This is a genomic window from Streptococcus sp. CCUG 71758, assembly GCF_011714815.1.
GTDB lineage: Bacteria > Bacillota > Bacilli > Lactobacillales > Streptococcaceae > Streptococcus > Streptococcus halitosis.
The window spans coordinates 13,317-39,792 of sequence record NZ_RXXO01000006.1 but is presented as its reverse complement, the minus strand read 5'-3'; the positions used below and the strand labels follow the sequence as shown (position 1 = coordinate 39,792).

The following is a 26,476-nucleotide window of genomic DNA, read 5'->3' as shown; positions in this document are numbered from 1 at the left end:
CTAAAAACAAGTTAAATATCAGCTTTCTCTTTCTCATTTCTGGAAATAATTTTCTTCTAAATCTTATGATTTCCTCTATTTATTATAGTTCTTATATAAACCCACTTGACATTTTACTCCTTAGATAATAAAATAAAATCGGTTTTATGTAAACGCTATCATATATGATAATAACAAGGAGGTTTTGTCATGAAACTAGAAAAGAAACAGCGCTTCTCCATCCGTAAATACGCGGTTGGGGCAGCTTCTGTACTGATAGGATTTGCTTTTAGCGCACAAGTCGTATCTGCCGACGGGATTACTCCAGCTCCAACAGCTGAAGAAACTGTTCAAACTATTCAGGAGAGTCCTCAAGCTGTCAAAGAAGCTGTAGACTCCAAGGTTCCAGAAAAACTGGAAGAAAAGGCTAACAAGCCTGTAAAAGAGGAGGTCAAAGAAGACAAGGAGGCTCCTCGAACAGTTGCTCCAAAAACAGAAGAGTCAAGCACACCAGTTGTGACAGAAAATGCTGCTCCAACTCCTACTACCGAGAAAGAAAGCCCTGCCCCAGCTGAAACTCCTGCTGAAAGCACTCCTTCAGAAAAGAAAAATGAAGCCGTCACACCTGCAGTAGCCACTCCTAGCACGGAACGAGCAGCTCAGGTAAATGAAAAACTGGCAAAAAGAAAAATGATCTCAATCGACGCTGGACGCAAGTACTTCTCTCCAGACCAACTCAAAGAAATCATCGACAAAGCCAAACACTACGGTTATACTGATCTTCATCTACTAGTTGGAAATGACGGCATGCGTTTTATGTTGGACGACATGACGATCAAAGCCAATGGCAAAACCTATGCAAGCGACGATGTCAAACGTGCACTCGAAAACGGAACCGATGCCTACTACAAGGATCCAAACGGCAACCATTTGACAGAAAGTCAGATGACGGACTTGATCAACTATGCTAAAAACAAAGGCATTGGTCTCATCCCAACTGTAAACAGCCCTGGTCACATGGATGCGATTTTGCATGCCATGAAAGAACTAGGCATCCAAAAGCCGAACTTCAACTACTTTGGTAAGGAATCTGCTCGTACCGTTGACCTTGATAACAAAGAAGCTGTTGCATTTACCAAAGCTCTGATCGACAAGTATGCTGCTTACTTCGCTGGCAAATCTGACATCTTCAACATCGGGCTAGACGAGTATGCCAACGACGCTACAGATGCCAAAGGATGGAGCGTTCTCCAGGCTGATAAATACTATCCAAATGAAGGCTACCCTGTAGGAGGATATGAGAAATTTATCGCCTACGCCAATGACCTTGCTCGCATCGTCAAATCTCACGGTCTCAAACCAATGGCCTTTAACGATGGTATCTACTACAATAGCGACACTAGCTTTGGAACCTTTGACAAAGACATCATCGTTTCTATGTGGACTGGTGGATGGGGCGGATACGACGTCGCTTCTTCTAAACTTTTAGTTGAAAAAGGCCACCAAATCCTTAATACCAACGATGCTTGGTACTACGTCCTCGGACGAAATGCCGATGGCCAAGGCTGGTACAACCTCGACCAAGGACTCAATGGTATCAAGAACACTCCAATCACTTCTATACCAAAATCTGATGGGGCTACTATCCCGTTCATCGGTGGTATGGTAGCTGCTTGGGCAGATACCCCATCTGCACGCTATTCACCATCACGCCTCTTCAAACTCATGCGTAGCTTCGCAAATGCCAATGCTGAATACTTCGCAGCTGACTATGAGTCTGCTGAGCAAGCTCTGAAAGAAGTACCAACAGACCTTAACCGCTATACTGCAGAAAGTGTAGCAGCTGTCAAAGAAGCTGAAAAAGCCATTCGCTCAATCGATAGCAACCTCAGCCGTGCCCAACAAGACACTATTGATCAAGCAATCGCAAAACTCCAAGAAGCTGTAAGCAATTTGACCTTCACACCAGAAGCTCAAAAAGAAGAAGACGCGAAACGCGAAGTTGAGAAACTTGCCAAAAACAAGGTAATCTCCATCGATGCTGGACGTAAGTACTTCACGCTCGACCAACTCAAACGCATCGTAGACAAGGCGAGCGAGCTCGGCTACTCTGATGTGCATCTTCTCCTTGGAAATGATGGACTTCGCTTCCTCCTTGATGACATGACCATCACAGCTAACGGAAAAACTTATGCAAGTGACGATGTCAAAAAGGCCATCATCGAAGGAACAAAAGCTTACTACGATGATCCAAACGGAACCACTCTTAGCCAAGCTGAAATCACTGAATTGATCGAGTACGCAAAATCAAAAGGTATCGGACTCATCCCAGCGATCAACAGCCCAGGTCACATGGATGCTATGCTCGTTGCTATGGAAAAATTAGGCATCGCAAACCCTCAAGCTAATTTTGATAAAGTCTCCAAAACAACCATGGACCTCGAAAACGAAGAGGCGATGAACTTTGTTAAAGCCCTCATCGGCAAGTACATGGACTTCTTTGCAGGCAAGACTAAGATTTTCAACTACGGTACAGACGAATATGCCAATGATGCCACCAACGCTCAAGGCTGGTATTATCTAAAATACTACAATCTCTATGGCAAGTTTGCTGAGTACTCTAACACTCTTGCTGCCATGGCCAAAGAAAGAGGCCTTCAACCAATGGCCTTCAACGATGGTTTCTACTATGAAGACAAGGATGATGTTGAGTTTGACAAGGATGTCATCATCTCTTACTGGTCTAAAGGATGGTGGGGCTATAACCTTGCAACTCCTCAGTACCTAGCAAGCAAAGGCTATAAACTCCTTAACACCAACGGAGACTGGTACTACGTGCTAGGTAATCACAAACCAGATGAAGCCTACCCACTATCAAAAGCACTTGAAAACTCTGGCAAAGTACCATTTAACCAGCTTGCATCTACCAAGTATCCAGAAGTAGACCTTCCAACCGTCGGAAGCATGCTTGCTATCTGGGCAGACAAACCAAGTGCTGAGTACAAGGAAGAAGAAATCTTTGAACTCATGACTGCCTTTGCAGATCACAACAAAGACTACTTCCACGCTAACTACAACGCACTCCGTGAGGAACTTGCTCAAATCCCTGCAAACTTGGATGGATACAGCAAGGAGAGCTTGGAGGCCCTAAATGCAGCTAAAGAAGCTCTCAACTACAACCTCAACCGTAACAAACAAGCCGAGCTAGACGCTCTCGTAGCCAAGCTCAAAGCAGCCCGCCTAGGCCTCAAACCAGCAGCAACCCACTCAGGAAGTCTCGATGAAAACGAACTAGCTGCCAATGTCGAAACCAAACCGGAACTCATCACAAGAGCAGAAAAGATTCCATTTGAAGTTATCAAGAAGGAAAATCCGAACCTCCCAACCGGTCAAGAAAAGATCATCACACCAGGTGTAGAGGGCGAACGCACTCATTACATCTCTGTTCTTACTGAAAATGGAAAACAAACAGAAACGGTTCTAGATAGCCAAGTAACCAAAGAACCTGTGACCCAGGTGGTTGAAATCGGCGCCCCTATTACTCACAAAGGGGATGAACACGGTCTTGCTCCAGCCGCAGAGGCAAAACCTAGACTGGACATCCAAGAGGAAGAGATTCCATTCACTACCGTAACACGCGAAAATCCGCAATTACCACTCGGACAAACGCAAATCGTCGTTGCTGGAGTAAATGGTCGCCGTACGATTTTCTACTCTGTCAGCACTACTGCTGACGGCAAGGAAGAAAGAACCCTTGTCAATAGTGCGGTATCGCAGGAAGCGGTAGCTCAGGTGGTCGAAGTCGGAACTGCCGTTGAGAAAGCTGAGCTAGCTGAAGCAACTACTAGTAAAGCAGAAGAAAAACAACTCCCTGCAACAGGAAGTCAAGACTCTGCAGGCTTGGTTGCAGCAGGACTCATGGCTACACTAGTAGCCTACGGACTCACTAAGAGAAAAGAAGATTAAACCCCTTCGACAAGAACGCAAAAAAGCGAGATTGAATCTCGCTTTTTATTGTTAGGATTAATCACCAAGTCCGATACGTTCAAAGATATCATCCACTCGTTTGGTGTAGTATGCTGGGTTGAAGATTTCATCAATCTCCTCTTGAGTGAGGCGTGAGGTTACTTCTGGATCTGCTTCCAGAAGTGGTTTAAAGTCTACTTGGTTGTCCCAAGAGTAAGCCGTTTTCGGTTGCACCAAGTCATAGGCTTGCTCACGGGTCATGCCTTTTTCAATCAAGGTCAACATCGCACGTTGGCTAAAGATCAGACCGAAGGTTGAGTTCATATTGCGGATCATGTTTTCTGGGAAGACCGTCAAGTTCTTGACGATATTTCCAAAACGGTTAAGCATGTAGTCGATCAGAATAGTTGTATCCGGTGTGATGATACGCTCAGCTGATGAGTGAGAAATGTCGCGTTCATGCCAGAGAGCAACGTTTTCATAGGCCGTCACCATGTGGCCACGGATGACACGCGCAAGACCTGTCATGTTCTCAGAACCGATTGGGTTGCGTTTGTGAGGCATAGCTGATGAACCTTTTTGCCCCTTGGCAAAGAATTCTTCCACTTCGCGTTGCTCAGACTTTTGAAGACCACGAATCTCAGTCGCCATACGCTCGATTGAAGTCGCGATGCTAGCAAGAACTGCAAAGTACTCAGCATGAAGGTCACGAGGAAGGACTTGTGTAGAAATTTCTTGGGCACGGATACCTAGCTTGTCGCAGACATATTGCTCTACAAATGGAGGAATGTTGGCAAAGTTACCAACCGCGCCAGAGATTTTCCCAGCTTCTACACCAGTAGCCGCATGCTCGAAACGCTCGATATTACGCTTCATTTCACTGTACCAAGTCGCCAATTTAAGACCAAAAGTTGTCGGCTCCGCATGCACACCGTGGGTACGACCCATCATGATGGTGTACTTGTGCTCCTTAGCCTTATCAGCGATGATGTTGGTGAAGTTTTCAAGGTCACGACGGATGATGTCGTTGGCCTGCTTGTAGAGGTAACCGTAGGCAGTATCCACCACGTCAGTAGAGGTCAACCCATAGTGAACCCACTTGCGCTCTTCACCAAGAGTCTCAGAAACCGCACGTGTGAAAGCTACCACATCGTGACGCGTCTCCTGCTCAATTTCCAAAATACGGTCAATGTCAAAGTCCGCCTTTTCGCGAATCAAAGCCACATCTTCCTTAGGGATTTCTCCCAACTCAGCCCATGCCTCGTCAGCCAAGATTTCCACCTCAAGCCAAGCACGGTATTTATTTTCTTCACTCCAAATGTTCGCCATCTCAGGGCGAGAGTAACGGTTGATCATGTTGTTTCTCCTTAATATTCTACAAAATATTTCTTATCTTATTCTACCAAAAAATATTTCTTTATCTTTTATTTTTATCGGAAATTTTATAAATGTTCTGTTATCCTTTGCTATATCTGCTAACCGAGAACACTTTGACTCCATAGCAACTTGACCACCTAATCCTCTCCATTCCCTTCTAGGCCTCATTAAGTCTTGAGATAATATTGTAAACTCCGATTCTGGGATACCTGACTTTAGGAAGTTATTATCTTCCTTTTTTGAGTCATCCATCATAAGAAATTGTTTAAAAACTATCTCCCACTCATCTTTTGAAAATTGTTCCTTAACCTTTGAATTGATATTTGTCGAAGGTTTGTTTTTTAAATAAAACATTTCAATCCCCTCGGAAAATTCCTTCACAAAGTATTCCGTATATCTATCTATAGAAAAGAAAATACTTCTTTCATTTCTATCATTTATAATTGACTCCAACTGTTGATAATAATGTTCTAAAAATAACAAACAATAATCATAAAATTTTTTTATCTTAGAAAAATTCAATGTGAAATTTGGCTGAGTTTCGTGTGCCGCCATATTTCTATTTTTATTGATTATTTTTTCAAACTCAATTAAATCTGAATTCCCTTCAAAAAACATTATACGTTTATTTTGGTTGATTTTTTGAGATGTAATACTATCTACATCTATACCAAAGCTTGTAAAAATAGAATCTCCACTATTTTTCTTTACATAAAGAGGCTCCTTTTCATTTTTCAATTCAAAATATTTTTTAATATGTGCAGGAATTTCTTCATTAGCATTTACAATATCATCTCTGAACAATTTTAAAGCTTGCTCAGTAAATGTTGCTATAAGAAGAATTAGATGACGTTTCTCAATATTATTCTCCTCATCTTTTGTTACTAACTTTTCTTCCAATCTATCTAACTCCGACTGTATATAACAAATATCTTCTTCAAGATAGTTTGGCAAGCTTACAAAAAAACGCCTCATTTCAATCCCCACTCAATATTTCTTTAAAAATTTCAATGCGCATTCGTAAATTACTTATATTTGTTGTTCTACGAGTAAAGGGAAGCTTTTTATCTGAGTCTAAATTCTTAATTTTATCGTAACTTTTTTCAGTAAAGTTAATTCTTTCACCGCTTCTAATCGCCGACATTAGAAGTATAAATACAGTTTCAGCATACACTGCATTTATATTATTTTTATTTCGACCTAGAAAATTCTGATATTCATCTGAATAATATGTAGTCAATGCCTTATCAAAAATATCTATATCCTTATAACCGCTTTGATATTTTTCCATAAAACAATCAAGTTGATTTTTCAATATGATGGATGTTGAGATTGGGGAACGGATAATCTTCCCGGCATTATTCCTTACTAATCCTTCATAATTATTACTAACAATACTATCGACAGTAATTATTCGTAGAATCAATTCATCTATTTTATACTTTTTATAATCTTTTTCAGTAAAACGTCTTTCAAGTTTACTCCATCTAGCAGATAATTCTTTTATTTTTTCCATCAAATCACCTGGATATAGGGCATTTCTTATTTCTTGAGAAGTCAGCTTAACTCCACCAGTATTGATTCTTTCAAATACATGTTTTTTTATATCATTCTTTCTTGTTGATGGAAAACGTTGTTCAAAAAAAACAATATTTGCTTCACCATCTCTCAATCGATCCTGCTCTTCTGATGTTAATTCATCAAATGATTTTCCTCGCCATTTAGAACTCACTGAGTTATTATTACTTAATTTAAAAACGACTTTTTTATCGGGGAGATTTTCTTCATTTATGAATGTTGAAATTGTAATAATTCTCTGTAAACCATCTATAATATCATTTGTATCATCTTCATTTTTGTAAATGAAAAAATTTGGTAGAGGTATTCCAAGTAAAATAGAATCGATTAATCGTGAAGCCATATCTTGTGTCCAAACGTATGCCCTCTGTAAGTCAGGAATAACAAACTTTCTTTTTTTATAAAGTTGAGATATTCTATCAAATGTATATGTCGTATTCCAATACCTAATTTTAAATACACTTTCATCAATACTAGATAGTTCATCAGATTGCATATCAACTTGTTCTATTCCTGTTTCCTTTTTTGACACTTTCGCACTCTCCTTACGATTTTTTGGTTAATATAATAACATTTATATTTTATATTCTAGTTTCCAAATTCTTCTTTCCCAAACTCCTCAACCTCATCCGGCACATCACTAAACAAAGTCACATGTCCCATCTTGCGGTTGTGCTTCGCTTCTATTTTACCATACAGGTGGAGGTGGGCGCTTGGATTTTCTGTGACATATTTTTCAGCGGCCTCGACGTGTTGGCCGAGTACGTTGAGCATGATAGCTGGCGCATGCAGGTGGATGAATGGCAACGGTGCTCCAAGGACGCCCAAGATATGGGTATCAAACTGGGAGAAGTCGCAGGCTTCGATTGAGTAGTGGCCAGAGTTGTGTGGCCGAGGGGCAATCTCATTGACAATAATATCATCAGCCGTCGCAAACATTTCTACGCAAAGCGTTCCAGACAAGTTGAGTTGCTCAGCGATTCGCACGGCCATGGTTTTAGCTTTTTCAGCTAGACTTTCTGAAATGCGGGCTGGCACGATGGTCTTAGACAGGATATTGTTGCGGTGGATATTTTCCTGAACTGGGAAAACCGTCACGTCCTTGCCATTTCCTGATACGATGACAGAAATCTCAAGGTCAAAGTTGACGAATTCTTCCAAGACGCAGTCTGCTGAGTCGGCTAGTGCACGGGCTTCTTCCAAGTCTTCTTCCGAACGAATAACCTTTTGTCCATGCCCATCGTAGCCACCAGTCGCAGTCTTTAGGACATAGTTTTTGGACAAGTCAATCTCCGCCAAATCTTGACTTGAAGTCACAACCTTGTAGGGTGCCACAGTGACTTGAGCCTTGTTTGAGAGAAAGTCCTTTTCAAAGATACGATTTTGCGAAATGCGAAGCAGGTCTGTTCCTTGAGGAAGCTGACCATCCTTGATAACAGCATCCAAACCGTTGGCATCGACATTTTCAAACTCATAGGTGAGGACATCACATCGCTCAGCCAGCTGACGGAGAGCGTTCACATCGTTATAGGGAGCCACGATGATTTCCGCCACACGAGAAGCTGGGCAATCCGCCGCAGGATCCAGCGCGATGACCTTGTGCCCCATGTAGATAGCAGAAATGGCCATCATCTGACCCAGCTGACCGCCACCGATAATTCCGATTGTTTTAGATGAGCTCATTGGTAGACTCCTCTGCGATTTTTCCTTGTTCTTCTGCGAAATCTGCCAAAGCTGTCGCGATAGCCTGATCCTCTACTGACAGGAGACGGAGGGCAAAGAGTGCCGCATTTGTCGCACCTGCTTCACCGATAGCCATTGTCGCCACAGGCACGCCACCCGGCATCTGTACGATAGAGTAGAGCGAGTCCACACCGCTAAGAGCACGCGATTTGACAGGTACACCGATGACAGGAAGGGTTGTTTTGGCTGCGACCATTCCTGGCAAATGGGCTGCGCCGCCAGCACCTGCAATAATGACCTTGATACCACGGCTACGAGCTTCTTCAGCATGTCTGAACATGAGGTCTGGTGTACGGTGGGCAGAGACAACCTTCTTTTCGTAGGCCACACCGAAACGGTCTAGGACTTCGGCTGTTTTTTGCATGGTTGCCCAGTCGGATTTTGAGCCCATGATAATGGAAATAATTGGTTTCATATTTTCTCCTCTGAATAAACTAATTCTTTTGCTCAATATTTTTTACAGTAGCTGATTCAACACTATAATGTTGAACAGTCTGATCAACCAGATTTTCAACGCTCTTAGGTTTTATCAATAAACGAAGTATAATTGTCGCAAGAGGTATAATGCTCGGCAAATCCTTCCATACAGGTGTCAACACTTCTTCACTATCACATCTTAAAAGCCAGTACTTTATTGTCTGCAATATTTTTCTTCTACTTTTCGTCTTCTCAGCTGTTCCAATAATCAAAGCCATCAGACTATGCGTCTCAACGCCTGCTTGACCAAGAATGACCTCAGATTTAGCGTAGCTATGACTGGCTAGTTCTATCATGATTTTTGGAAAATTAACTCCTGCTTTATAAGCGTTAGCAGGCTCTACCATTCTAGGGTTACACTCTATATAGTAAAATTGATCTCCCCTACGTATAAAATCTAGGGTTAGGCAGCCATGCCATTGTATATATTGTCCTAATTTTTCAACATGCTCTCTCGTTCTTTTAGATTCTATGCTTAATCTTGCCGCAGCCGAACCACCCGCGCCAGAACCTACTTTTACGCTAGAATGCACTGCGAGTAATTCTCCATGATCAAACACTGCTTGAACCTGACCATAGTCTCCAACTATGTCTTGCTGAACCATCCATTCCTCATCACTCGCTGTTAATTTGCTCGTCACTTCAGCCAAATCTTTCTTACTTGAAATCTTATAAACCGAGCGACCGGCAGTACCATAATCTGCTTTCAGCCAATAAGGATAGTCTAACAGTATAGAGTCTGCATCTTTCACGTACTCCCACTTAGGTGTGGGAAGTCCTAATAAATCCGCAGTTTCAGCAAAAGCAATCTTTCCAGCCAACATTTTAAACTGCTCTTTATCAGCAAGGGCGATTGGTAGCGATTGAGGCAAAAATTGTTTCCCATTTGCCAATAACCAGCCTTCTTCATGTGTTGGCAAAATGGCCTTGTAATTGGTTTTATGAAGCAACTGACTAACCTGTCTCAGATAATCTACAGGAAAACGATTCACATCAACTATCGGAACTCTATGGGTTAGACGACTGAAGTATGCAATGGAAAATCTTCTAGGAGATAACACATCAATTTTATAGCTTTCTTTCAACAAAACTGTCAAAGTTTCTCGTGAGGTCAAGCTTGAACCTTCTAAAAATAGCAATCTATTTTTCATTTTTCAAACACCTGAAGTCTATTTTTAAGTCTCACGGCTAAAAGTTTCATAGATTTGATTTACAAAGCCTTACCACCAATATCATGCCTATAAAAAAGACCTGTTGTGTCTTGTTTTTTTAGTTGGTCGTAGATTTTTTCCTGCGCAGCTGAGACAGTATCTGCTGTGGTGACCAGCATGTATACTCGACCGCCATTTGACAGCAGTGCTCTGCTATTTTCCGCAAACTTAGCCCCAGCATAGTAGGTAATGATGTCGTCTTCGGTCTTGGCTGGAAGCTTGACGCCTTTTTCATAGTCTAGCGGGTAGCCCTTGGATGCGACAACCACACCCAGAGTCACGCCCTTGTCCGTCCACGTGATGTTCGGCTCCTTGCTATCGAGAATATCCGTGATATTTTGCGCAAAGTCAGATGTCAAGCGAGGCAGGATAATCTGAGTTTCGGGATCACCAAAACGAGCGTTGAACTCGATAACCTTCGGACCGCCAGCAGTCAAAATAAGCCCCGCGTAGAGGACACCAAGATAAGGACGACCTTCTTTGATCATCCCTTCAAGGACTGGCTTGACAATGGTGTCAACAGCTGTGTCAACCACGCTCTGTGGCAAGTGAGGAACTGGCGCATAGGCACCCATCCCACCAGTGTTAGGGCCCTTGTCGCCGTCGTAAGCACGTTTGTGATCCTGAGCCGTCGGCATGATGTAGAACTTGTCCCCATTGACAAAGGCAAAGAGAGAGAACTCTTCTCCGTCAAGGAATTCCTCGATAACCACACGCGCGCCTGAGTCACCGAACTTATTGTCCAAAAGCATCTCATGAGCGGCTTCGACCGCTTGCTCAACCGTTTCAGCAACGACAACACCTTTCCCAAGCGCCAATCCATCCGCCTTAACAACGATTGGAGCGCCTTTCTCTTCGATATAAGCCTTAGCTGCCTCGAAATCCGAAAATGTGCCATAGGCTGCTGTCGGAACGTCGTATTTGACCATGATTTCCTTAGCAAAATCCTTAGACCACTCTAGCTCCGCTGCAGCTTTGGTCGGGCCAAAGGCTTTGAGCCCAGCTTGATTAAAGTCATCCACGATACCTGCAGCCAGGGCATCATCTGGACCGATGAAGGTCCAAGCAATATCGTTGGCCTTTGCGAAGTCAATCAACTTAGAATGTTCGGAAATAGAGATATTTACCAAATCAAGTCCATCTAAGGTCATCCCGTCATCTCCAGGAGCTACAAAAACTTTTTCAACGTCTTTTGATTCAAGCAACTTCTTAGCAATCGCATGTTCACGACCACCAGAACCGACAACTAACAGCTTCATCTCTCAACCTCTTTTGCGAATTATTTACTAATATTATATCATAAACGTTCGTTTTAATCTTGTTTCACTTAGCATTTTAAGCCAAAAAAGGAAAGAAACTGTTTTCTTCCCTTTCGTTTTTTAATGTCTAAAATGCCTCACGCCTGTGAAGACCATGGTCAAGCCATATTTATCCGCAGCTTCGATGGATTATGTTTACAAATTAATTTTTTAATATAGAAAGGTTTCTTAAATCTAAGTTGAAATAGAAATTGATTAAAGCAAGTCCAATATTTCTTTAACAAATTCAAGCTCATCAATTTCTAAAGCAATAGATAGGTTACGAATATTTTCTAACGATGGAATATTTTTACCATTTTCGTAGTTACATAGCGTTTTTTCACTAATCCAATCATCGCAATCAAAAAATTTTTGGCTACGATCATCTATAAATCCCTGTCTAGATTTTGGTAAGTCTGTTAAGCTCGCTCTGTGTTTTCTTATTAAATTTCCTATTTCTCTGTGTTGTGTTTCATTTTTTCTCAAAGTCATATTTTTATTATAACACAAAAGGAACCTAGGTTCCTTTATTTTTTTTAAAAAAAAGATATAATACTAGTATAGCAATTGAAAAATCAACTTGCTGAATAAATTTTTAGGAGGCTTACTATGAGCTCAACATTTAATTTTAAGGCTAGCGCCGTTCGAACTATCGAATCCCCCTCACAAAAAGGTGTCACTACCTATTTTGTATATCTCAACTTTAGAGATCTCCCTTCCAACTTACCGATGGAAGTCAATCCGAGACAACCTAAAATGACTACAGCAGTTGCCAAATCGTTAATTAATGCTGTCAAGTCGCCTGACACTGATTTCGATATCAATAATCGGGGAATAGTAATTGTTGCTAAACAATTCAAATTCACACCCAATCAAAACTTGGTATCTTTAGATTTAGGAGATGATCCTCAAAATTACGGAATCCTGGATGGTGGTCATACATACAAAGCGATTATAGATAATAGAGATCAGATTCACTCCGGACTAGATAAATTTGTCAAACTTGAAATTATTGTCGGTGAACAATTGACAGTTTCACGTATAGCTGATGCACGAAATACTTCTGCTCAAGTTAGTGATATCGCATTATTTGAACTAGATGATAAGTTTGATCTAATTAAAGACTCGTTGTCGAATGAGCAATACGCCTCAGAGATTGCTTATAAAGATAACGAGAATAAAAGAATTCCAATTGCTGAATTAATTCGTTTGATGTTTACTTTCAATATTAAACGTTTTCCAGACGATAGTACTGCACCAGTATCTGCATATTCTGGAAAACAAGCAGTATTCAAAGATTACCAAAAGGAATTCGGAACAGACAATAATATCTATGAAAAATTAGCACCTTTTCTTCCTGACCTAGTTGATCTTTATGAGCTAATTCAAAAGGAACTTCCTAACAAATACCAAGAATATAAAAATTCTGAAGGAAAGAATGCAGCATTCGGAAGAATTCGTGGAGTAGAGGGATCTGGAAGTTATTATACCGACTTCACTGAACAATCTATCAATTACAATATCTCTACTGGTTTTTTGATGCCTATTTTCGGTGCCTTTAGAGCATTACTTAGAGAGTCCGATGGAAAAATCAGTTGGGAATTCGATCCTAAAGACGTATGGAAAATCGCTGGAACAAGACTGGTACAAAATACTTTCGACACAGATACTAACCCTCAACAAGTTGGAAAAAGCAAAACACTATGGCAAGCTAATTATAGAATCGTTGACAGTGTTAGAAAAGATTTGCTATTAGACAAGCTTTTGAATGAAAGAAATTAGGATAAATTTTCTATAGAAGAATCTGCATAGTTTGTGTAACTTAAACTATCAAAAAAGCGCTCAACTTTGACTTGAGTGCTTTTTCTATATTTTAAAAATTTTTATCATTAATACTGGTATACGATAAAAAAAATTTAACGAAAAATGAATAAAATCTTAATGTCTAAAATGTCTCACTCCTGTGAAGACCATAGTCAAGCCATATTTGTCAGCAGCTTCGATGGATTCTTGGTCACGTACGGAGCCTCCCGGTTGAATGATAGCCTTAATTCCCGCTTTGGCGATTTCTTCCACGTTATCCGCGAATGGGAAGAAGGCATCGGAAGCAAGGACAGCACCGTCAAGACGGTCTTTAGCTTGGTCAATCGCAATACGTACGGAAGCTACACGGTTAGTTTGCCCTGGGCCAACACCGAGTGTCATGTGGTCATTGGTTATGATAATTCCGTTTGATTTGACGTATTTAATAGCCTTCCAAGCGAACTCAAGAGCAGTTGCTTCTGTCTCCGTTGGTTGGCGTTTGGTCACCACTTGCCAGTCAGCTGGGCTTTCTTTAACCACGTCTTGGTTTTGCACAAGAAGTCCACCAACCACACCTGTGTATTCTGCTTCCACTTCGCTGGCATCTTGAGCGTCGAATGGCAAGGCAAGGATACGCAAGTTTTTCTTTTTGTTGGTCAAAATGGCTAGCGCTTCATCTGTATAGCTCGGTGCGATAATGATCTCAAGGAAAACGCCGTGCATCTTCTCAGCAGTCGCAGCATCCACCTCACGGTTAAGGACGACAATTCCACCAAAGATAGACACTGGGTCAGACTCATAAGCGTAATCCCAAGCAGTTTCGATGTCATCTGCCTGACCGATACCGCACGGATTCATGTGTTTGAGAGCCACAACGGTTGGACGGTCTTTGAAATCACGGATGATACGGATAGCTGCATCCGCATCACGGATATTGTTAAAGGACAATTCTTTCCCGTTTAGCTGTTTAGCGGATGCAATGGAGTATTCCGTAGGAAGAGCTTTTTGGTAGAAGTCTGCATCTTGTTGAGGGTTTTCACCGTAACGCATGGGTTGCTTGAGGTCATAGGTCAAAGTGAGTTTTTCAGGTTTGCTTTCGCCCACTTGAGCAGTGAAATATGCCGCAATCAAAGCATCATAAGCTGCTGTGTGGCGGAAAACCTTAGCCGCCAAACGTTGACGAGTTTCATAAGTAGTTTCACCATTTGCTGCCAATTCATCAAGCACCACTGCATAGTCAGCAGGGTCTACTACAACCGTTACGCTAGCGTGGTTTTTCGCTGCTGAACGAAGCATGGATGGCCCGCCAATATCGATATTCTCCACTGCATCTGCATACATCACATCTGGTTTGAGAATCGTTTCCTTGAATGGGTAAAGGTTTACCACCACAAGGTCAATCAATTCGATATTATTGTCCTTGGCTGCTTGAAGGTGGTTATCAAGATCACGACGAGCCAAGAGCCCACCGTGGATATTTGGATGAAGGGTCTTAACACGACCATCCATCATTTCTGGAAAACCAGTCACATCATCAATCGCAATGGTCTCCACCCCAGCATTGTCAAGGACAACTTTGGTCCCACCTGTTGAGATAATCTCCCAACTAAGTTTTTTGAGTTCTTGGGCAAATTCAACAATGCCCGCTTTGTCTGAGACGCTGATTAAGGCGCGTTTAGTCATGTTTTTTCCTTTCATTTACTTGTCCAACAATTCTCTAATAACTTCCGGATACAACTTGTACTCCGCTTCATGAATGCGAGCTTCAAAGTTTTCAATCGTATCACCAGCTAGACGTGGTACACGCACTTGTTTGATAACCTTTCCTGTATCCACTCCGGAATCCACCCAGTGAATGGTCACGCCGCTCTCAGCAACCCCAGCATTCCAAGCGTCCTCAATCCCATGAGCTCCTGGAAATTCGGGCAGGTAGGCTGGATGAATGTTGATAATTCGGCCCTCATAAGCTGCCAATAAGGTTGACCCAACGATTTTCATGTAGCCAGCGAGGCAAACCAAGTCAATCTGGTGTTCTTCCAAGAGTTCGACAAGAGCAGCTTCGTAGTCCGCCTTGTTCTCAAACTCCTTGAGTTCAAAAACATAAGACAGGACTCCGAGCTTTTCTGCCCGCTCGAGCACATAGGCGTCACGATGGTCTGAAAAGACAAATTCCACCGGAAATTCTTCGGCAATCACCTGAAAATTTGAGCCGTTACCAGAGGCAAAAACCGCTATTTTTTTCATTTGATGATGACACTTTCGTTTTCTTTCTTGACGATGCGACCAATTTCATAGACTGGTTCATCCAACAATTCCTTGACGCGACCTACATTTTCAGGGCTAACTGCCAGCATGAGTCCCACACCCATGTTGAAGATTTCAAACATTTCTTCATGCTTGATTTCACCGTATTTTTCAAGGGCTTTGAAAATCGGAAGCACTGGAACCTTGTCTTCTTCAATTTCCGCAGCTAGGTCAGCCGCAAACATACGAGGAACATTCTCGATAAAGCCGCCACCTGTGATGTGGGCAATTCCATTGACCAACTCTTCCTTGATGAGTGGCAAGACAGCCTTGACATAGATACGAGTCGGCTCAAGAAGGACCTCCTTGAGTTTCTTGCCTTCCAATTCTGGCAGGACTTCCTCACCCGTGTAGTCGGCAAAAACACGGCGCACGAGTGAGTAACCATTTGAGTGAATCCCACTTGACGCAAGTCCGAGAAGGACATCACCTTCAGCTACTTTGGAACCGTCTATGATTTGAGATTTTTCAGCCACACCGACTGCAAAACCAGCCAAGTCGTAGTCATCTTCGCCGTACATACCAGGCATCTCAGCCGTTTCTCCACCGATGAGGGCTGCGCCTGCCTGCACACAACCTTCTGCTACACCAGCAACGACTTGTTCTAGTTTAGCTGGTTCATTCTTGCCAGTCGCGACGTAGTCAAGGAAGTAAAGAGGCTCCGCACCTGCAGCGATGATGTCATTAACACACATGGCCACACAGTCCTGACCGATAGTATCGTGCTTATCGTATTTGATAGCCAGCATGAGCTTGGTTCCGACACCGTCAGTCCCTGAGATCAAGACCGGCTCTTTGACACCTGTTTTTGAAAGGTCAAACATGCCACCAAAGCCACCCAGAGCTCCCATAACACCTGCACGCTCCGTACGAGCCACGTGCTTTTTGATCCGTTCAACAACTTCATAACCCGCTTCAACATCCACACCAGACTGCGCATAAGCATTTTTATTTGTCATCTTTGTCTCCTCTTCCTTTCCTTTAATGGGGAGTCTTTATCCGTCTATTTGTAAAAACTGGTCTTTTCTTCCAAACTTCTTTGATAGTCTTCCTCATAGTCGTAGAGAGGAGTTGGGTAGTCGCCGTCAAAGTAAGCGACACAAAGACCACCGTTTGGCGCATCTGTTTCAATCCCGATAGAATCAATCAAGCCATCAATCGAAAGATAGGTCAGACTATCCGCACCAATGATTTGGCGAGTTTCCTCGACCGTATGATTGGCCGCAATCAGCTCCTGACGCGTCTGGATATCAATCCCGTAAAAACATGGATAAGCTAGCGCAGGACTTCCAATAGCAACGTGAACCTCGGACGCACCTGCTTCTTTCAAAAGCTGAACGATACGGCGGGAGGTTGTCCCGCGGACAATGGAATCATCCACCATAACCACACGTTTTCCTTTGACAACACCTGAAACAGCAGACAGTTTCATCCGCACTCCTTGCTCCCGCAATTCTTGAGTCGGTTGAATAAAGGTACGTTGCGTGTATTGATTCTTGATAAGACCCATTTCATTTGGCAGACCAGATTCTTCTGCAAATCCCATAGCTGCGCTGAGTGAGGAATTTGGCACACCGACCACAATATCCGCTTCGTGCTTGAACTCACGCGCCAATTGAGCCCCCATACGTTTGCGAGCTGTATGGACGTTGACACCATGGATATTAGAGTCAGGACGGGCAAAGTAGATATACTCCATAGAGCAAATCGCCAACTGGGTATCATTCGTATAGCTATCATACTGAATTCCATTGTCATCCACAATCACAATTTCCCCTGGTTTCACATCACGAATCCACTCAGCACCGATGACTTCAAAGGCACAAGTTTCAGAAGAAACGACCACCGCTCCGTTGGCCATTTTCCCGATAGAAAGCGGACGGAAACCATTAGGATCAAGCGCCGCAATCAACTTGTCCTCAAACAGCAAGATATAAGCAAAGCCACCTTTGACAAGGCTGAGCGCCTCCTTGATTTTGCCCATCAAGTTCGGATTGTGACTCCGACGAATGAGGTGAGCCAAGATTTCTGAGTCCGAAGTTGAGCTGAAAATAGCGCCTCTTTGTTCCAATTCTTTCTTGAGCGATTCGGCATTGGTCAGGTTTCCGTTGTGAGCAAGTCCAAACTGCATATCATGAAAACGAAAGAGGAAGGGCTGGATGTTATCCACAGAAGCTTCGCCAGCAGTCGCATAACGCACATGCCCAATCGCGCTCGTGCCAGTCAATTTATCCAAATTAGCTGGGTTTCTGAACACTTCTGATAAAAGCCCCATATCACGATGACGCTTCAATTGCCCTTGGTCATTGGAGAGGATTCCAGCCCCCTCCTGACCACGGTGCTGAAGACTGTGGAGCCCAAAATAGGTCATTTTAGCAGCATCTGGATGCCCCCAGATACCGAAAACACCACATTCTTCATTAAGAGATTTTACTTCGTATGTCATTTTTTATACCTTTTATTTCCCTGTAAAATAACGCACAGCCGATGCAAACAGGTGCTGGTCTTTATTTCCTGGGATGTTTTGGAAAAGACCGTCTTCATAACGTTCTGAATGGCCCATCTTACCGATGATTTGACCGTTCTTGCTGGTAATCCCTTCGATGGCATTTACAGAACCATTCGGATTGTACTTAGAATCCATACTTGGTTTGCCGTCAAAATCAACGTATTGGCTAAAGATTTGACCATTGTCACGGAGCTCTGCAAATTCCTCAGCCGTCACAACAAATTTCCCTTCACCGTGTGAAACCGGAATAGCGTGGATATCGCCCACTTGCACGCCAGCCAACCATGGCGAATTGGTATTGGCAATCCGAGTTTCCACCATCTTGGCCACGTGCTGGTTGGCATCATTGTAGAAGAGAGTTGGACTAGTACTGTTAGCATCCTCAAAGTTTCCGTATGGAAGAAGACCTGATTTGACAAGAGCTTGGAATCCGTTACAGATACCGATAATCAAGCCACCACGAGCGATAAAGCTATCAATGGCTGCACGCACTTTTTCATTAAGAAGGATATTGACAATAAATTTAGCTGATCCATCCGGCTCATCCGCAGCTGAGAATCCACCTGCAAAGAAGAGAATGTTTGCCTTGCCGATATTGTCAACCATGGTTTCAACTGACTTGACAATAGCTTCTTCGTTCAAGGTCACAAATGGCACCAAGTTAACCTCTGCACCTTCTTTTTCAAATGCTTTAGCTGAGTCATATTCTGAGTTGGTTCCTGGGAAGACTGGGATGTAAACCACAGGTTTTTCAATAGTTTCCTTGGCTTTGATGACTGCGTCAGAAGCGACAGCTGGAACTTCAGCCAATTCTTTGGCTTGTGCAAATTCAGTAGGGTAAACTTCTTCTAGTTTTCCTTGGAAGACACTGTCAAGTTTCTGTCCATCTAACTTCACACCGTTGACAACGAGTGTAAAGTCTGCGCTTGTTTGACCGATTTTCTCTACTCCAGCAATCTCTTCAGGAGATGTGAAGACAAATCCGCCCAATTGAGCTGTTAAAGAACTTTCAAGTTCAGGCAAGGTCACCTCTGCACCAATATGGTTCCCAAAAGTAGCAAGAGCCAAGCTTTCAAGGACACCTCCGTATTTAACAGCTGATGCAGATGTTATTTTGTAACCAGCTTGGATGGCTTCAAATTGAGCAAAGTTAGACTTAATCAAGTCAAAATCAATCTCTGCAGAGAGGGCTTGACCTGGGATGTAGTAGATGTTTTCACCAGCAGTCTTGAACTCAGGAGAGAGGACCTTACGGCTATCTGCCGTCGTCACCCCAAAGGCAACCAAGGTTGGTGGTACGGTTAATTCTTCAAAAGTACCAGACATAGAGTCCTTACCACCGATAGATGGCAAACCAAGTTGGATTTGTGCTTCGATAGAACCTAGAAGAGCTGCTACTGGCTGACCAAAACGCTCAGCTTGTTTGTCCATCCGCTCAAAATACTCTTGATAAGAGAAGCGGGCCTTAGACCAGTTGGCACCAGCAGCCACCAAACGAGCGGTTGCTTCGATAACCGCATAAGCAGCGCCATGATATGGAGACCATTCTGCCACATAAGGGTTAAATCCTTGCGCCATGACTGACGCAGTATTCGTCACACCGTGCTGAACTGGTAATTTCTGCACAGACGCCTCAGTTGGTGTGAGTTGGTAGCGACCACCAAGTGGGTGATTGACAGTTGAACGACCGACCGAACAGTCAAAGATGGTTTGCAATCCTTTTTGACTCGCATGGTTGAGATCAGACAGAACCGCAAGGGTATCAGCTTCAAGTGTGTCAGCAGATGTTTGACGTTCTTCTGGAAGCTTGACATCCTTGTCTACCACCTTGGCATCAACGACTACGCGCACACCATTGGTATCAAGGAAACGACGTTCCAAGTCAACAATGGTTTCACCATTCCAATGCATGACAAGATTTGGTTTTTCAGTCACTGTCGCCACCACAACAGCGTCAATATTTTCTTTATTACATTCCGCAACGAAGGCATCTACGTCTTCAGGACGCACCACAACTGCCATCCGTTCTTGAGATTCAGAGATAGCAATTTCTGTACCGTTCAAACCTTGGTATTTTAGAGGAACCTTGTTGAGGTCGATTTCAAGACCGTCTGCCAATTCACCGATAGCTACACAGACCCCACCTGCTCCAAAGTCATTGGACTTCTTGATGAGACGAGTGACATCTCCATTACGGAAAAGACGTTGAATCTTGCGTTCTTCGATGGCATTTCCCTTTTGAACCTCAGCACCAGCAGTCTCTACAGACTCAACTGTTTGAACCTTAGAAGATCCCGTTGCACCACCGACACCATCACGTCCAGTCTTACCACCGAGCAAGATAATCACATCGCCGGCTTCCGGTTTTTCGCGGACTACATTTTCCTTAGGAGCAGCACCAACAACGGCACCTAGCTCCATGCGTTTTGCTACAAAGCCTGGGTGGAAGTACTCACGAACGTAAGTCGTCGCCAGACCAATTTGGTTACCATACGAAGAATAACCATGAGCCGCTGTCTTCGAAATGACCTGTTGTGGCAATTTCCCAGCACGCGTTTCTGAAATCGGAGCTGTAATATCACCAGCGCCTGAGATACGCATAGCTTGGTAAACGTAGGAACGCCCTGACAACGGGTCACGAATGGCACCACCGATACAAGTAGCCGCTCCACCAAATGGCTCAATTTCCGTTGGGTGGTTGTGGGTTTCGTTTTTGAACATAAGGAGCCAAGGTTCCTTGACACCATCAACGTCCACTTCGATTTCAACCGAGCATGCATTGATTTCGTCAGACACTTCCATATCGTCCAAACGATCATTAGCACGCTCATAACGACCGAAAATAGTCGCCATATCCATCAAGGTTTGTGGCTTTTCAGACCGACCTAGTTCCTCACGCATGGCAATATACTTGTCATAAGTCGCTTGCAATTGCTTTTGGAATTTAGAAGCTGAGAAATCAATGTGTTTCAACTCCGTCTCAAAAGTCGTGTGACGGCAGTGGTCAGACCAGTAAGTATCCAAAACCTTGAGCTCTGTTTCCGTCGGTACGCGCCCGATTGATTTGAAGTAGTCTTGGATAAAGAGCAAATCATCCACTTCCATTGCCATCCCTTGCTCGGCCTTGTAGCGAGCAAAGTCTTCTGCCGTATAACTTTCAAAGAAAGTCAATTTAGGAATGGTCTTGTCCGACTCTGAAAATTCCTGCTTGGCAATCCCTGTCGTGATGTCCTTGAAACGAGAATCAACTGGGTTGAGCAAATAGTTCTTGACTGCTTCCAACTCAGTCGCATCAATATCCTTATTGACCAAGTAAAGCTGGGCTGTGTTGACTGTTACATCACTTGAGCTACCAAGCAAAAGCAAGGCTTCCTGTGAAGAAGCTGCACGCTGGTCAAACTGCCCTGGCAGGTTTTCAATGGCAAAGAAAGCATAGTTGGCAAAATCCGCCTGCACAACCGCTTCGTCCAAAACATGGTCTGTCACCTGCTCAGAGAAGATGTGTTTTTCCGCAGGTGCAAACAAGTCCTCTGCCAAATCAAAGACATCATAAACTTGCACAATGCGAATACTTTTCAAAGTTGACAGTCCCAAGTTGTGCTGGAGCTCTCTCACCAAACTCTCTGATTTGACCTGAAAATCAGCCTTTTTTTCAACAAAAATACGTTTATCCATCAATTCTTATTCCTTTATTTCAGCTCTTGCAATGTTCCCAACGACCTTGAGAGTCTTGCAAACAGATTATTTCAAACCCTGCAACTTTTCCCAGACAATCTCGTAAACATCCGTCAATTCACCCAAGCCACGACGGAAAACATCCTTGTCCATGTGGTTGCCATCTGCATCCCACAAACGGCAGTTATCGGGTGAAAACTCGTCTGCCAAGATAATCTCACCATCCTTGTCAAAACCGAACTCTAGCTTAAAGTCAATCAATTTAAGGCCGATCTCAGTAAACCAAGCCTTCAAGAGCTCATTGATACGACGGGTTTCTTCCTTCAAGTAAGCAATCTGCTGGTCATCCGCAATTTTTAGGAATTTCACATGCTCATCATTGATAAAGGGATCATCCAAATCATCATTTTTATAGTAAAATTCGACAATTGGAGTCTCAAATGCAATACCTTCTTCTACGCCAAAACGTTTTGAAAAGGAACCAGCCGTGTAGTTGCGGAGCACAACTTCCAAAGGAATAATCTCAACTTTTTTATTGAGCTGTTCCGTATCCGAAAGCTTCTCCACAAAGTGAGTCGCTACACCAGCCGCATTTAATTTCTCAAAAATAAAAGATGAAATCTGATTATTTAACACTCCCTTGCCCGCAATCTGTTCCTTCTTGACACCGTTGAAGGCAGTTGCCTGGTCCTTGTAAGTTGAAATAATGAGATTTTCATCCTCAGTTGTATAGATATCCTTGGCTTTTCCCGAATAGATCAGTTGTTTTGACATTTTAAAGTTCGCCTTTCGTTTTACTTGAGCACATTCTACCACAAAAGCATGAAAAATTCAAGATTTTTTACGAATAAATAACGTTTTCCTGTTTCAAGCGTAAAGAAAAACTGCAAGATGAACTCTTCTTACAGTTTTAAAATCATTTATCCTCTGAAAAACACGAATATTACCCTTTATTCAAAAATTGATCCCAAAAATAACGGAGATAGCTTTTCTTCCCTGTAATCATCTGTAGACGACCTTCTAAACCATAGCGAAGTTTTGTAGCCTGCTCAGAAGTCAGATGGGTCTCCGCCTCAATTTTAAAGAAATTTCCTTGTTCAGTTTTTGTAGCTGTCGCATCGATACTTGTAATCGTGGAATCCAGGAAAATTTGATTCTTGGCATCATTAGTCGTAGTATAACGAACAGAGTCCCCAATCTTGACTCTAGCAATATCTTTTGAACTGAGATAAGCCGTGAGTTTAGTTTTGCCTTCTTTTTCCAAGGATGGATAGAGTTGGGCTAGCAAGGTCCCCTCTGCAACCATGGTAGAATCACTGGTTTCAGGATTAAGGTGAAGCACCCCATCCTCACTTGCTGTAATTTTCCCCTTGTCCAGCAGACCTCCTTGGACTTTCTTACCCGACTCTGCTTCTAAAATTTTCTGATCCAAAAGGGTTAATTCCTGGCCGACTTTGACTAGGTGCTGAGACTTGAGGGATTCTAATTGACTGCTTAAACCAGACGCATAGGCTTGCTGGGTTCCCGAACCTGCATACTGGACGCGGTAAGTAGCAAGACTAGATTCTAACTGAGAAAGCTGTGCTTCAATCTGTGCAACAGCCTGAGCCTTAGCTTGCGGATTTTCCTCCCTCTGAGACTTGTAGGACTGGTAGAGAGAGTAGGCTAGATTCTGACTGGTCAAGGAAGCACCTGTTTCAATAGCCGACTTAGCTGTCTGGTAATCGCGAATTTTAGCCTCTGTTTGACTGATGAGGTTCCCGATCTCAGCTTGGGTTTGACTAGTTGCTGCATTCTGGGACGCGATGGTCTCATTTTGCTGAGAAACATTGCTCCTAAGACTACTAGCTTGGCTGAGATAGTCTCGAAACATCTCCTGGTATCCAAACTTATCTGCCTCTGGAAATTGATCACTCCCCTCTTGCAAACTGGATTGCAAATACCCTAACTGCTTTTTTTGATCCTTTAACATCTCCAACTGACTGGCGTATGCCTCAACCTGGACAGCCTCCGCCCCTTGCTGGTACTGAACGAGCAGATCTCCTTGCTTGACCAACTTGTTTTCTTCCAGATAGTTGCCCACAATGCGTTGATTGCTAGTCGACTGGATGTTGGCAATGATCCGACTAGGTTCGACAGTCGCTCTGGTAGACAAACTCATCTCCTTCTCTGCAAAAACTGCAAATCCTAGTAAAAACACGAGCAGAAGTGACATGGGTACAATCACCCGACTGGAAAAATTATGATAACGACGATTATAAAACTCCGCACTTTCTAAAAATTCTGGTTTCATCCTCTCCTCTTTCTAGCTATTGACCAAATGGGCGTAAAATCCACCTCGAGCAAGCAAGTCTGCATGGGTACCTTCTTCGACAATCTTGCCCTGATCCAAAACAACAACCTTCTCTGTCCGCTCAGCGATGGTCAAGCGGTGGGCGATGAAAATCAAGGTCTTGTCTAAAGCCATGAGATTATCCACGATCCGCTTCTCTGTCAAAATATCCAGACTGCTGGTCGCCTCATCCAATATCAAGACAGGCGCATCTGTCAAGAGAGCACGCGCCAGAGCGATTCTCTGCCGTTGCCCACCTGAAATCCCTGCCCCATCCGAAGTCAATTCTGTCTGATAATTCAGTGGCATGCGCTCGATATCCTCCCGAATCTCGGCCAATTCGACTGCCCGTAAGATATCTTCCTGAGTCGTTCCCTCCTTAGCTCCAAGGAGAATATTTTCTAAAATCGTCCCGTTAAAGACATAGGGTTGTTGAGGCAAATAATTGATGTACTGGCGCAAAGCCTTTTTGTCAATCTGATTAAGATTGACACCACCCAGACTAATCTCCCCTTGACTTGGGTCGTAAAAATTAACCATCATCTTGGCCAAAGTGGTCTTACCTGACCCCGAAATCCCAACAAAAGCCATCTTAGACCCTTGAGGAATGGTCAAATTGATATCCGACAAGACGTCACGACCATAGCCATACTTATAGTGAACCTGCTTAAAGGTCATCTCTCCCTTCATCATACTCAGATCTTCTACCGTTTTCTTCTCCTCAAACTCCGAAGCTACTAGATAAACCTCGTTAAGACGGTTATTGGCGACCTGCGCTGTCTGAAGTTTGGTTTGCAGGTTGATGATATTTTCCAAAGGATTGGTAAAGTAAACAAGCAAAGTATTATAGGTAATCAACTGGCCCAAACTCATTTTCCCATCCATGACGAGAATGGCTCCCAGCCAGAGAACGGCAACATTGAGCAGGAGCTGGGCAACTTTTTTCAGTGCCTTTTGCTGGCTTTCTGCCCGACTGTAGGTAAAGGATTTTTTCAGATAAGTTACAAATTCCTTGTCAATCTTTTGATAGCGCGAACTTTCACTGGTCAAAGACTTAATGGTCTCAATACCGTTGATGTCCTCGATGATAGAAGAAGACAGAACTGCATTGGCTTCCATAGTATCCCGATTCATCTTTTCAAAAGGCTTCATAAAAGCAAAGATAATCACTGTATAGATAGGAAGCGCAAGCAGACTAATGAAAAAGAGTGTCATATTTTGTGAAAATAAGACAAGCGAGATAATCAAAATCGTCGACACATCTAGGAAAATCGACAGAATGGTCGACGCCAGCGCATCGATGATACTATTGGCATCTGTAAAACGAGATACGATTTCTCCTGTCCTGCGTGTCGCGAAAAAGGACATTGGCAGGTGAAAAACATGCTTGATATAGGACAAAATCACGTCAATCGACAAGCGTTGCCCAAGGATCAGTAGGAGATACTCCTGGGCATAAGACAAAATTTGTTGGAGAATATAGACGATGACCAGCCCCATTGAGATAATACCCAGTGTCGAGCGCATCTGATCTGGTACGTAACTATCAATGATGGACTGAAGATAGTAGGAGCCCACAATGTTGATCAGGGTTACCAAGAGTGTCGCTAGGACGATATTGGTAATTAAGCCACGCTGTTTGAATAAAATCGGCAAGAAGGATAGGAGCCCCTGTTTTTTCTCCTTATGAGGTTTATAGCCTGGAGATGGCGCCATAAAAATACTAATCCCTGTCCACTCTTGAGCAAATCGCTCACGGGAAATCTTGGTTAGCTTGACACCAGGATCTGGATCAGCGATATGAATGTGCTTTTTATCCTGACCTGTCACCACATAGTAGTGGAGTAACTCCCCTTCCTTGAGCACATGAGCCACAAAAGGAAAGGTCAAATCTGGCAGGTCAAAGAGCGTCATATCCGCCTTGATAGCCCGCGTCTCAAACCCAATCTCCTCTGCCACCTTTACAAGTCCCAAAGCTGTCGTCCCATCCATGGTCGTCTTGGCTAACTCTCGTAGATGAGCCAAGGAGTAATAACTTCCATAGTAACCAAAGACCATAGCCAAGGAAGCCACGCCACAATCCATCTGATCCACCTGGGGGCGATAGTGTCTTTTCCTAAATTTCATATCCTTCTCCTTTTTCTAACAATCTCTTTAAAAATTTGTAAGATTATTTTAACCAAATAAGGATAAAAACAGGAGAATATTCCCAAATAAACCATTT

The 26,476-nt window shown here is 43.2% G+C and carries 18 protein-coding genes; 2 read left to right on the top strand and 16 right to left on the bottom strand.

Annotation, left to right across the window (positions count from 1 at the left end; all coding sequences use genetic code 11):
• Positions 1 to 189: 189 nt before the first annotated feature.
• Entirely contained in the window at positions 190 to 3,945 is a 3,756-nt protein-coding gene (gene strH / locus EKB01_RS08590) for an LPXTG-anchored beta-N-acetylhexosaminidase StrH (protein ID WP_167266600.1), read from the top strand.
• A gap of 57 nt (positions 3,946 to 4,002) precedes the next feature.
• Here the strand turns inward: strH and purB are convergent, their stop codons facing one another.
• The 8 genes from purB to EKB01_RS08550 form a co-directional block, all read right to left on the bottom strand.
• Positions 4,003 to 5,301, bottom strand: coding sequence for an adenylosuccinate lyase (purB, locus tag EKB01_RS08585; protein WP_167266597.1), 1,299 nt, complete (start codon positions 5,299 to 5,301; stop codon positions 4,003 to 4,005).
• Positions 5,302 to 5,334: 33 nt separating this feature from the next.
• Positions 5,335 to 6,309: a hypothetical protein gene (locus tag EKB01_RS08580; protein WP_084939640.1), complete on the bottom strand. Its 975-nt coding sequence runs from the start codon at positions 6,307 to 6,309 to the stop codon at positions 5,335 to 5,337.
• Positions 6,299 to 7,432, bottom strand: coding sequence for a DUF262 domain-containing protein (locus tag EKB01_RS08575; protein WP_084852965.1), 1,134 nt, complete (start codon positions 7,430 to 7,432; stop codon positions 6,299 to 6,301). Before EKB01_RS08575 ends, EKB01_RS08580 begins: the two co-directional genes overlap by 11 nt.
• Positions 7,433 to 7,488: 56 nt before the next feature.
• Complete coding sequence (gene purK / locus EKB01_RS08570) at positions 7,489 to 8,583, bottom strand: 5-(carboxyamino)imidazole ribonucleotide synthase (protein ID WP_084852964.1); 1,095 nt, start codon at positions 8,581 to 8,583, stop codon at positions 7,489 to 7,491.
• Entirely contained in the window at positions 8,570 to 9,058 is a 489-nt protein-coding gene (gene purE / locus EKB01_RS08565) for a 5-(carboxyamino)imidazole ribonucleotide mutase (RefSeq protein WP_033605793.1), read from the bottom strand. The genes purK and purE overlap by 14 nt, the downstream gene beginning before the upstream one ends.
• 19 nt (positions 9,059 to 9,077) lie before the next feature.
• Entirely contained in the window at positions 9,078 to 10,271 is a 1,194-nt protein-coding gene (locus EKB01_RS08560; RefSeq protein WP_084852963.1) for an ATP-grasp domain-containing protein, read from the bottom strand.
• A 59-nt stretch (positions 10,272 to 10,330) separates the two neighbouring features.
• Positions 10,331 to 11,590, bottom strand: a complete 1,260-nt coding sequence (gene purD / locus EKB01_RS08555; protein ID WP_167266595.1) for a phosphoribosylamine--glycine ligase — start codon at positions 11,588 to 11,590, stop codon at positions 10,331 to 10,333.
• Between the two features lie 255 nt (positions 11,591 to 11,845).
• Positions 11,846 to 12,121 (bottom strand): helix-turn-helix transcriptional regulator, encoded by a 276-nt coding sequence (locus EKB01_RS08550; protein ID WP_033685261.1) that lies wholly within the window; start codon positions 12,119 to 12,121, stop codon positions 11,846 to 11,848.
• Positions 12,122 to 12,238: 117 nt separating this feature from the next.
• Here EKB01_RS08550 and EKB01_RS08545 point away from each other — a divergent pair, with 117 nt between their 5' ends.
• Positions 12,239 to 13,411, top strand: coding sequence for an AIPR family protein (locus EKB01_RS08545; RefSeq protein WP_084852961.1), 1,173 nt, complete (start codon positions 12,239 to 12,241; stop codon positions 13,409 to 13,411).
• A gap of 156 nt (positions 13,412 to 13,567) precedes the next feature.
• Here EKB01_RS08545 and purH read toward each other — a convergent pair whose 3' ends face one another.
• The 8 genes from purH to comA form a co-directional block, all read right to left on the bottom strand.
• On the bottom strand, positions 13,568 to 15,115 hold the full coding sequence (gene purH, locus EKB01_RS08540) for a bifunctional phosphoribosylaminoimidazolecarboxamide formyltransferase/IMP cyclohydrolase (protein WP_167266592.1): 1,548 nt from the start codon (positions 15,113 to 15,115) through the stop codon (positions 13,568 to 13,570).
• Between the two features lie 15 nt (positions 15,116 to 15,130).
• Positions 15,131 to 15,676 carry a phosphoribosylglycinamide formyltransferase gene (gene purN / locus EKB01_RS08535; protein WP_167266589.1) on the bottom strand — a complete coding sequence of 182 codons (546 nt, stop codon included), beginning with the start codon at positions 15,674 to 15,676 and terminating at the stop codon, positions 15,131 to 15,133.
• Complete coding sequence (gene purM, locus EKB01_RS08530) at positions 15,673 to 16,695, bottom strand: phosphoribosylformylglycinamidine cyclo-ligase (protein ID WP_000182571.1); 1,023 nt, start codon at positions 16,693 to 16,695, stop codon at positions 15,673 to 15,675. The genes purN and purM overlap by 4 nt, the downstream gene beginning before the upstream one ends.
• A gap of 44 nt (positions 16,696 to 16,739) precedes the next feature.
• A complete protein-coding gene (purF, locus tag EKB01_RS08525) occupies positions 16,740 to 18,182 on the bottom strand; it encodes an amidophosphoribosyltransferase (RefSeq protein ID WP_167266587.1) in 1,443 nt (480 codons plus the stop codon).
• 12 nt (positions 18,183 to 18,194) lie between these two features.
• Positions 18,195 to 21,920 (bottom strand): phosphoribosylformylglycinamidine synthase, encoded by a 3,726-nt coding sequence (locus tag EKB01_RS08520; RefSeq protein ID WP_167266584.1) that lies wholly within the window; start codon positions 21,918 to 21,920, stop codon positions 18,195 to 18,197.
• 66 nt (positions 21,921 to 21,986) lie between these two features.
• Entirely contained in the window at positions 21,987 to 22,694 is a 708-nt protein-coding gene (gene purC / locus EKB01_RS08515) for a phosphoribosylaminoimidazolesuccinocarboxamide synthase (RefSeq protein WP_167266581.1), read from the bottom strand.
• Positions 22,695 to 22,863: 169 nt separating this feature from the next.
• A complete protein-coding gene (gene comB, locus EKB01_RS08510) occupies positions 22,864 to 24,213 on the bottom strand; it encodes a competence pheromone export protein ComB (protein WP_167266579.1) in 1,350 nt (449 codons plus the stop codon).
• 12 nt (positions 24,214 to 24,225) lie between these two features.
• Complete coding sequence (comA, locus tag EKB01_RS08505; protein ID WP_167266576.1) at positions 24,226 to 26,379, bottom strand: peptide cleavage/export ABC transporter ComA; 2,154 nt, start codon at positions 26,377 to 26,379, stop codon at positions 24,226 to 24,228.
• Positions 26,380 to 26,476: the final 97 nt, after the last annotated feature.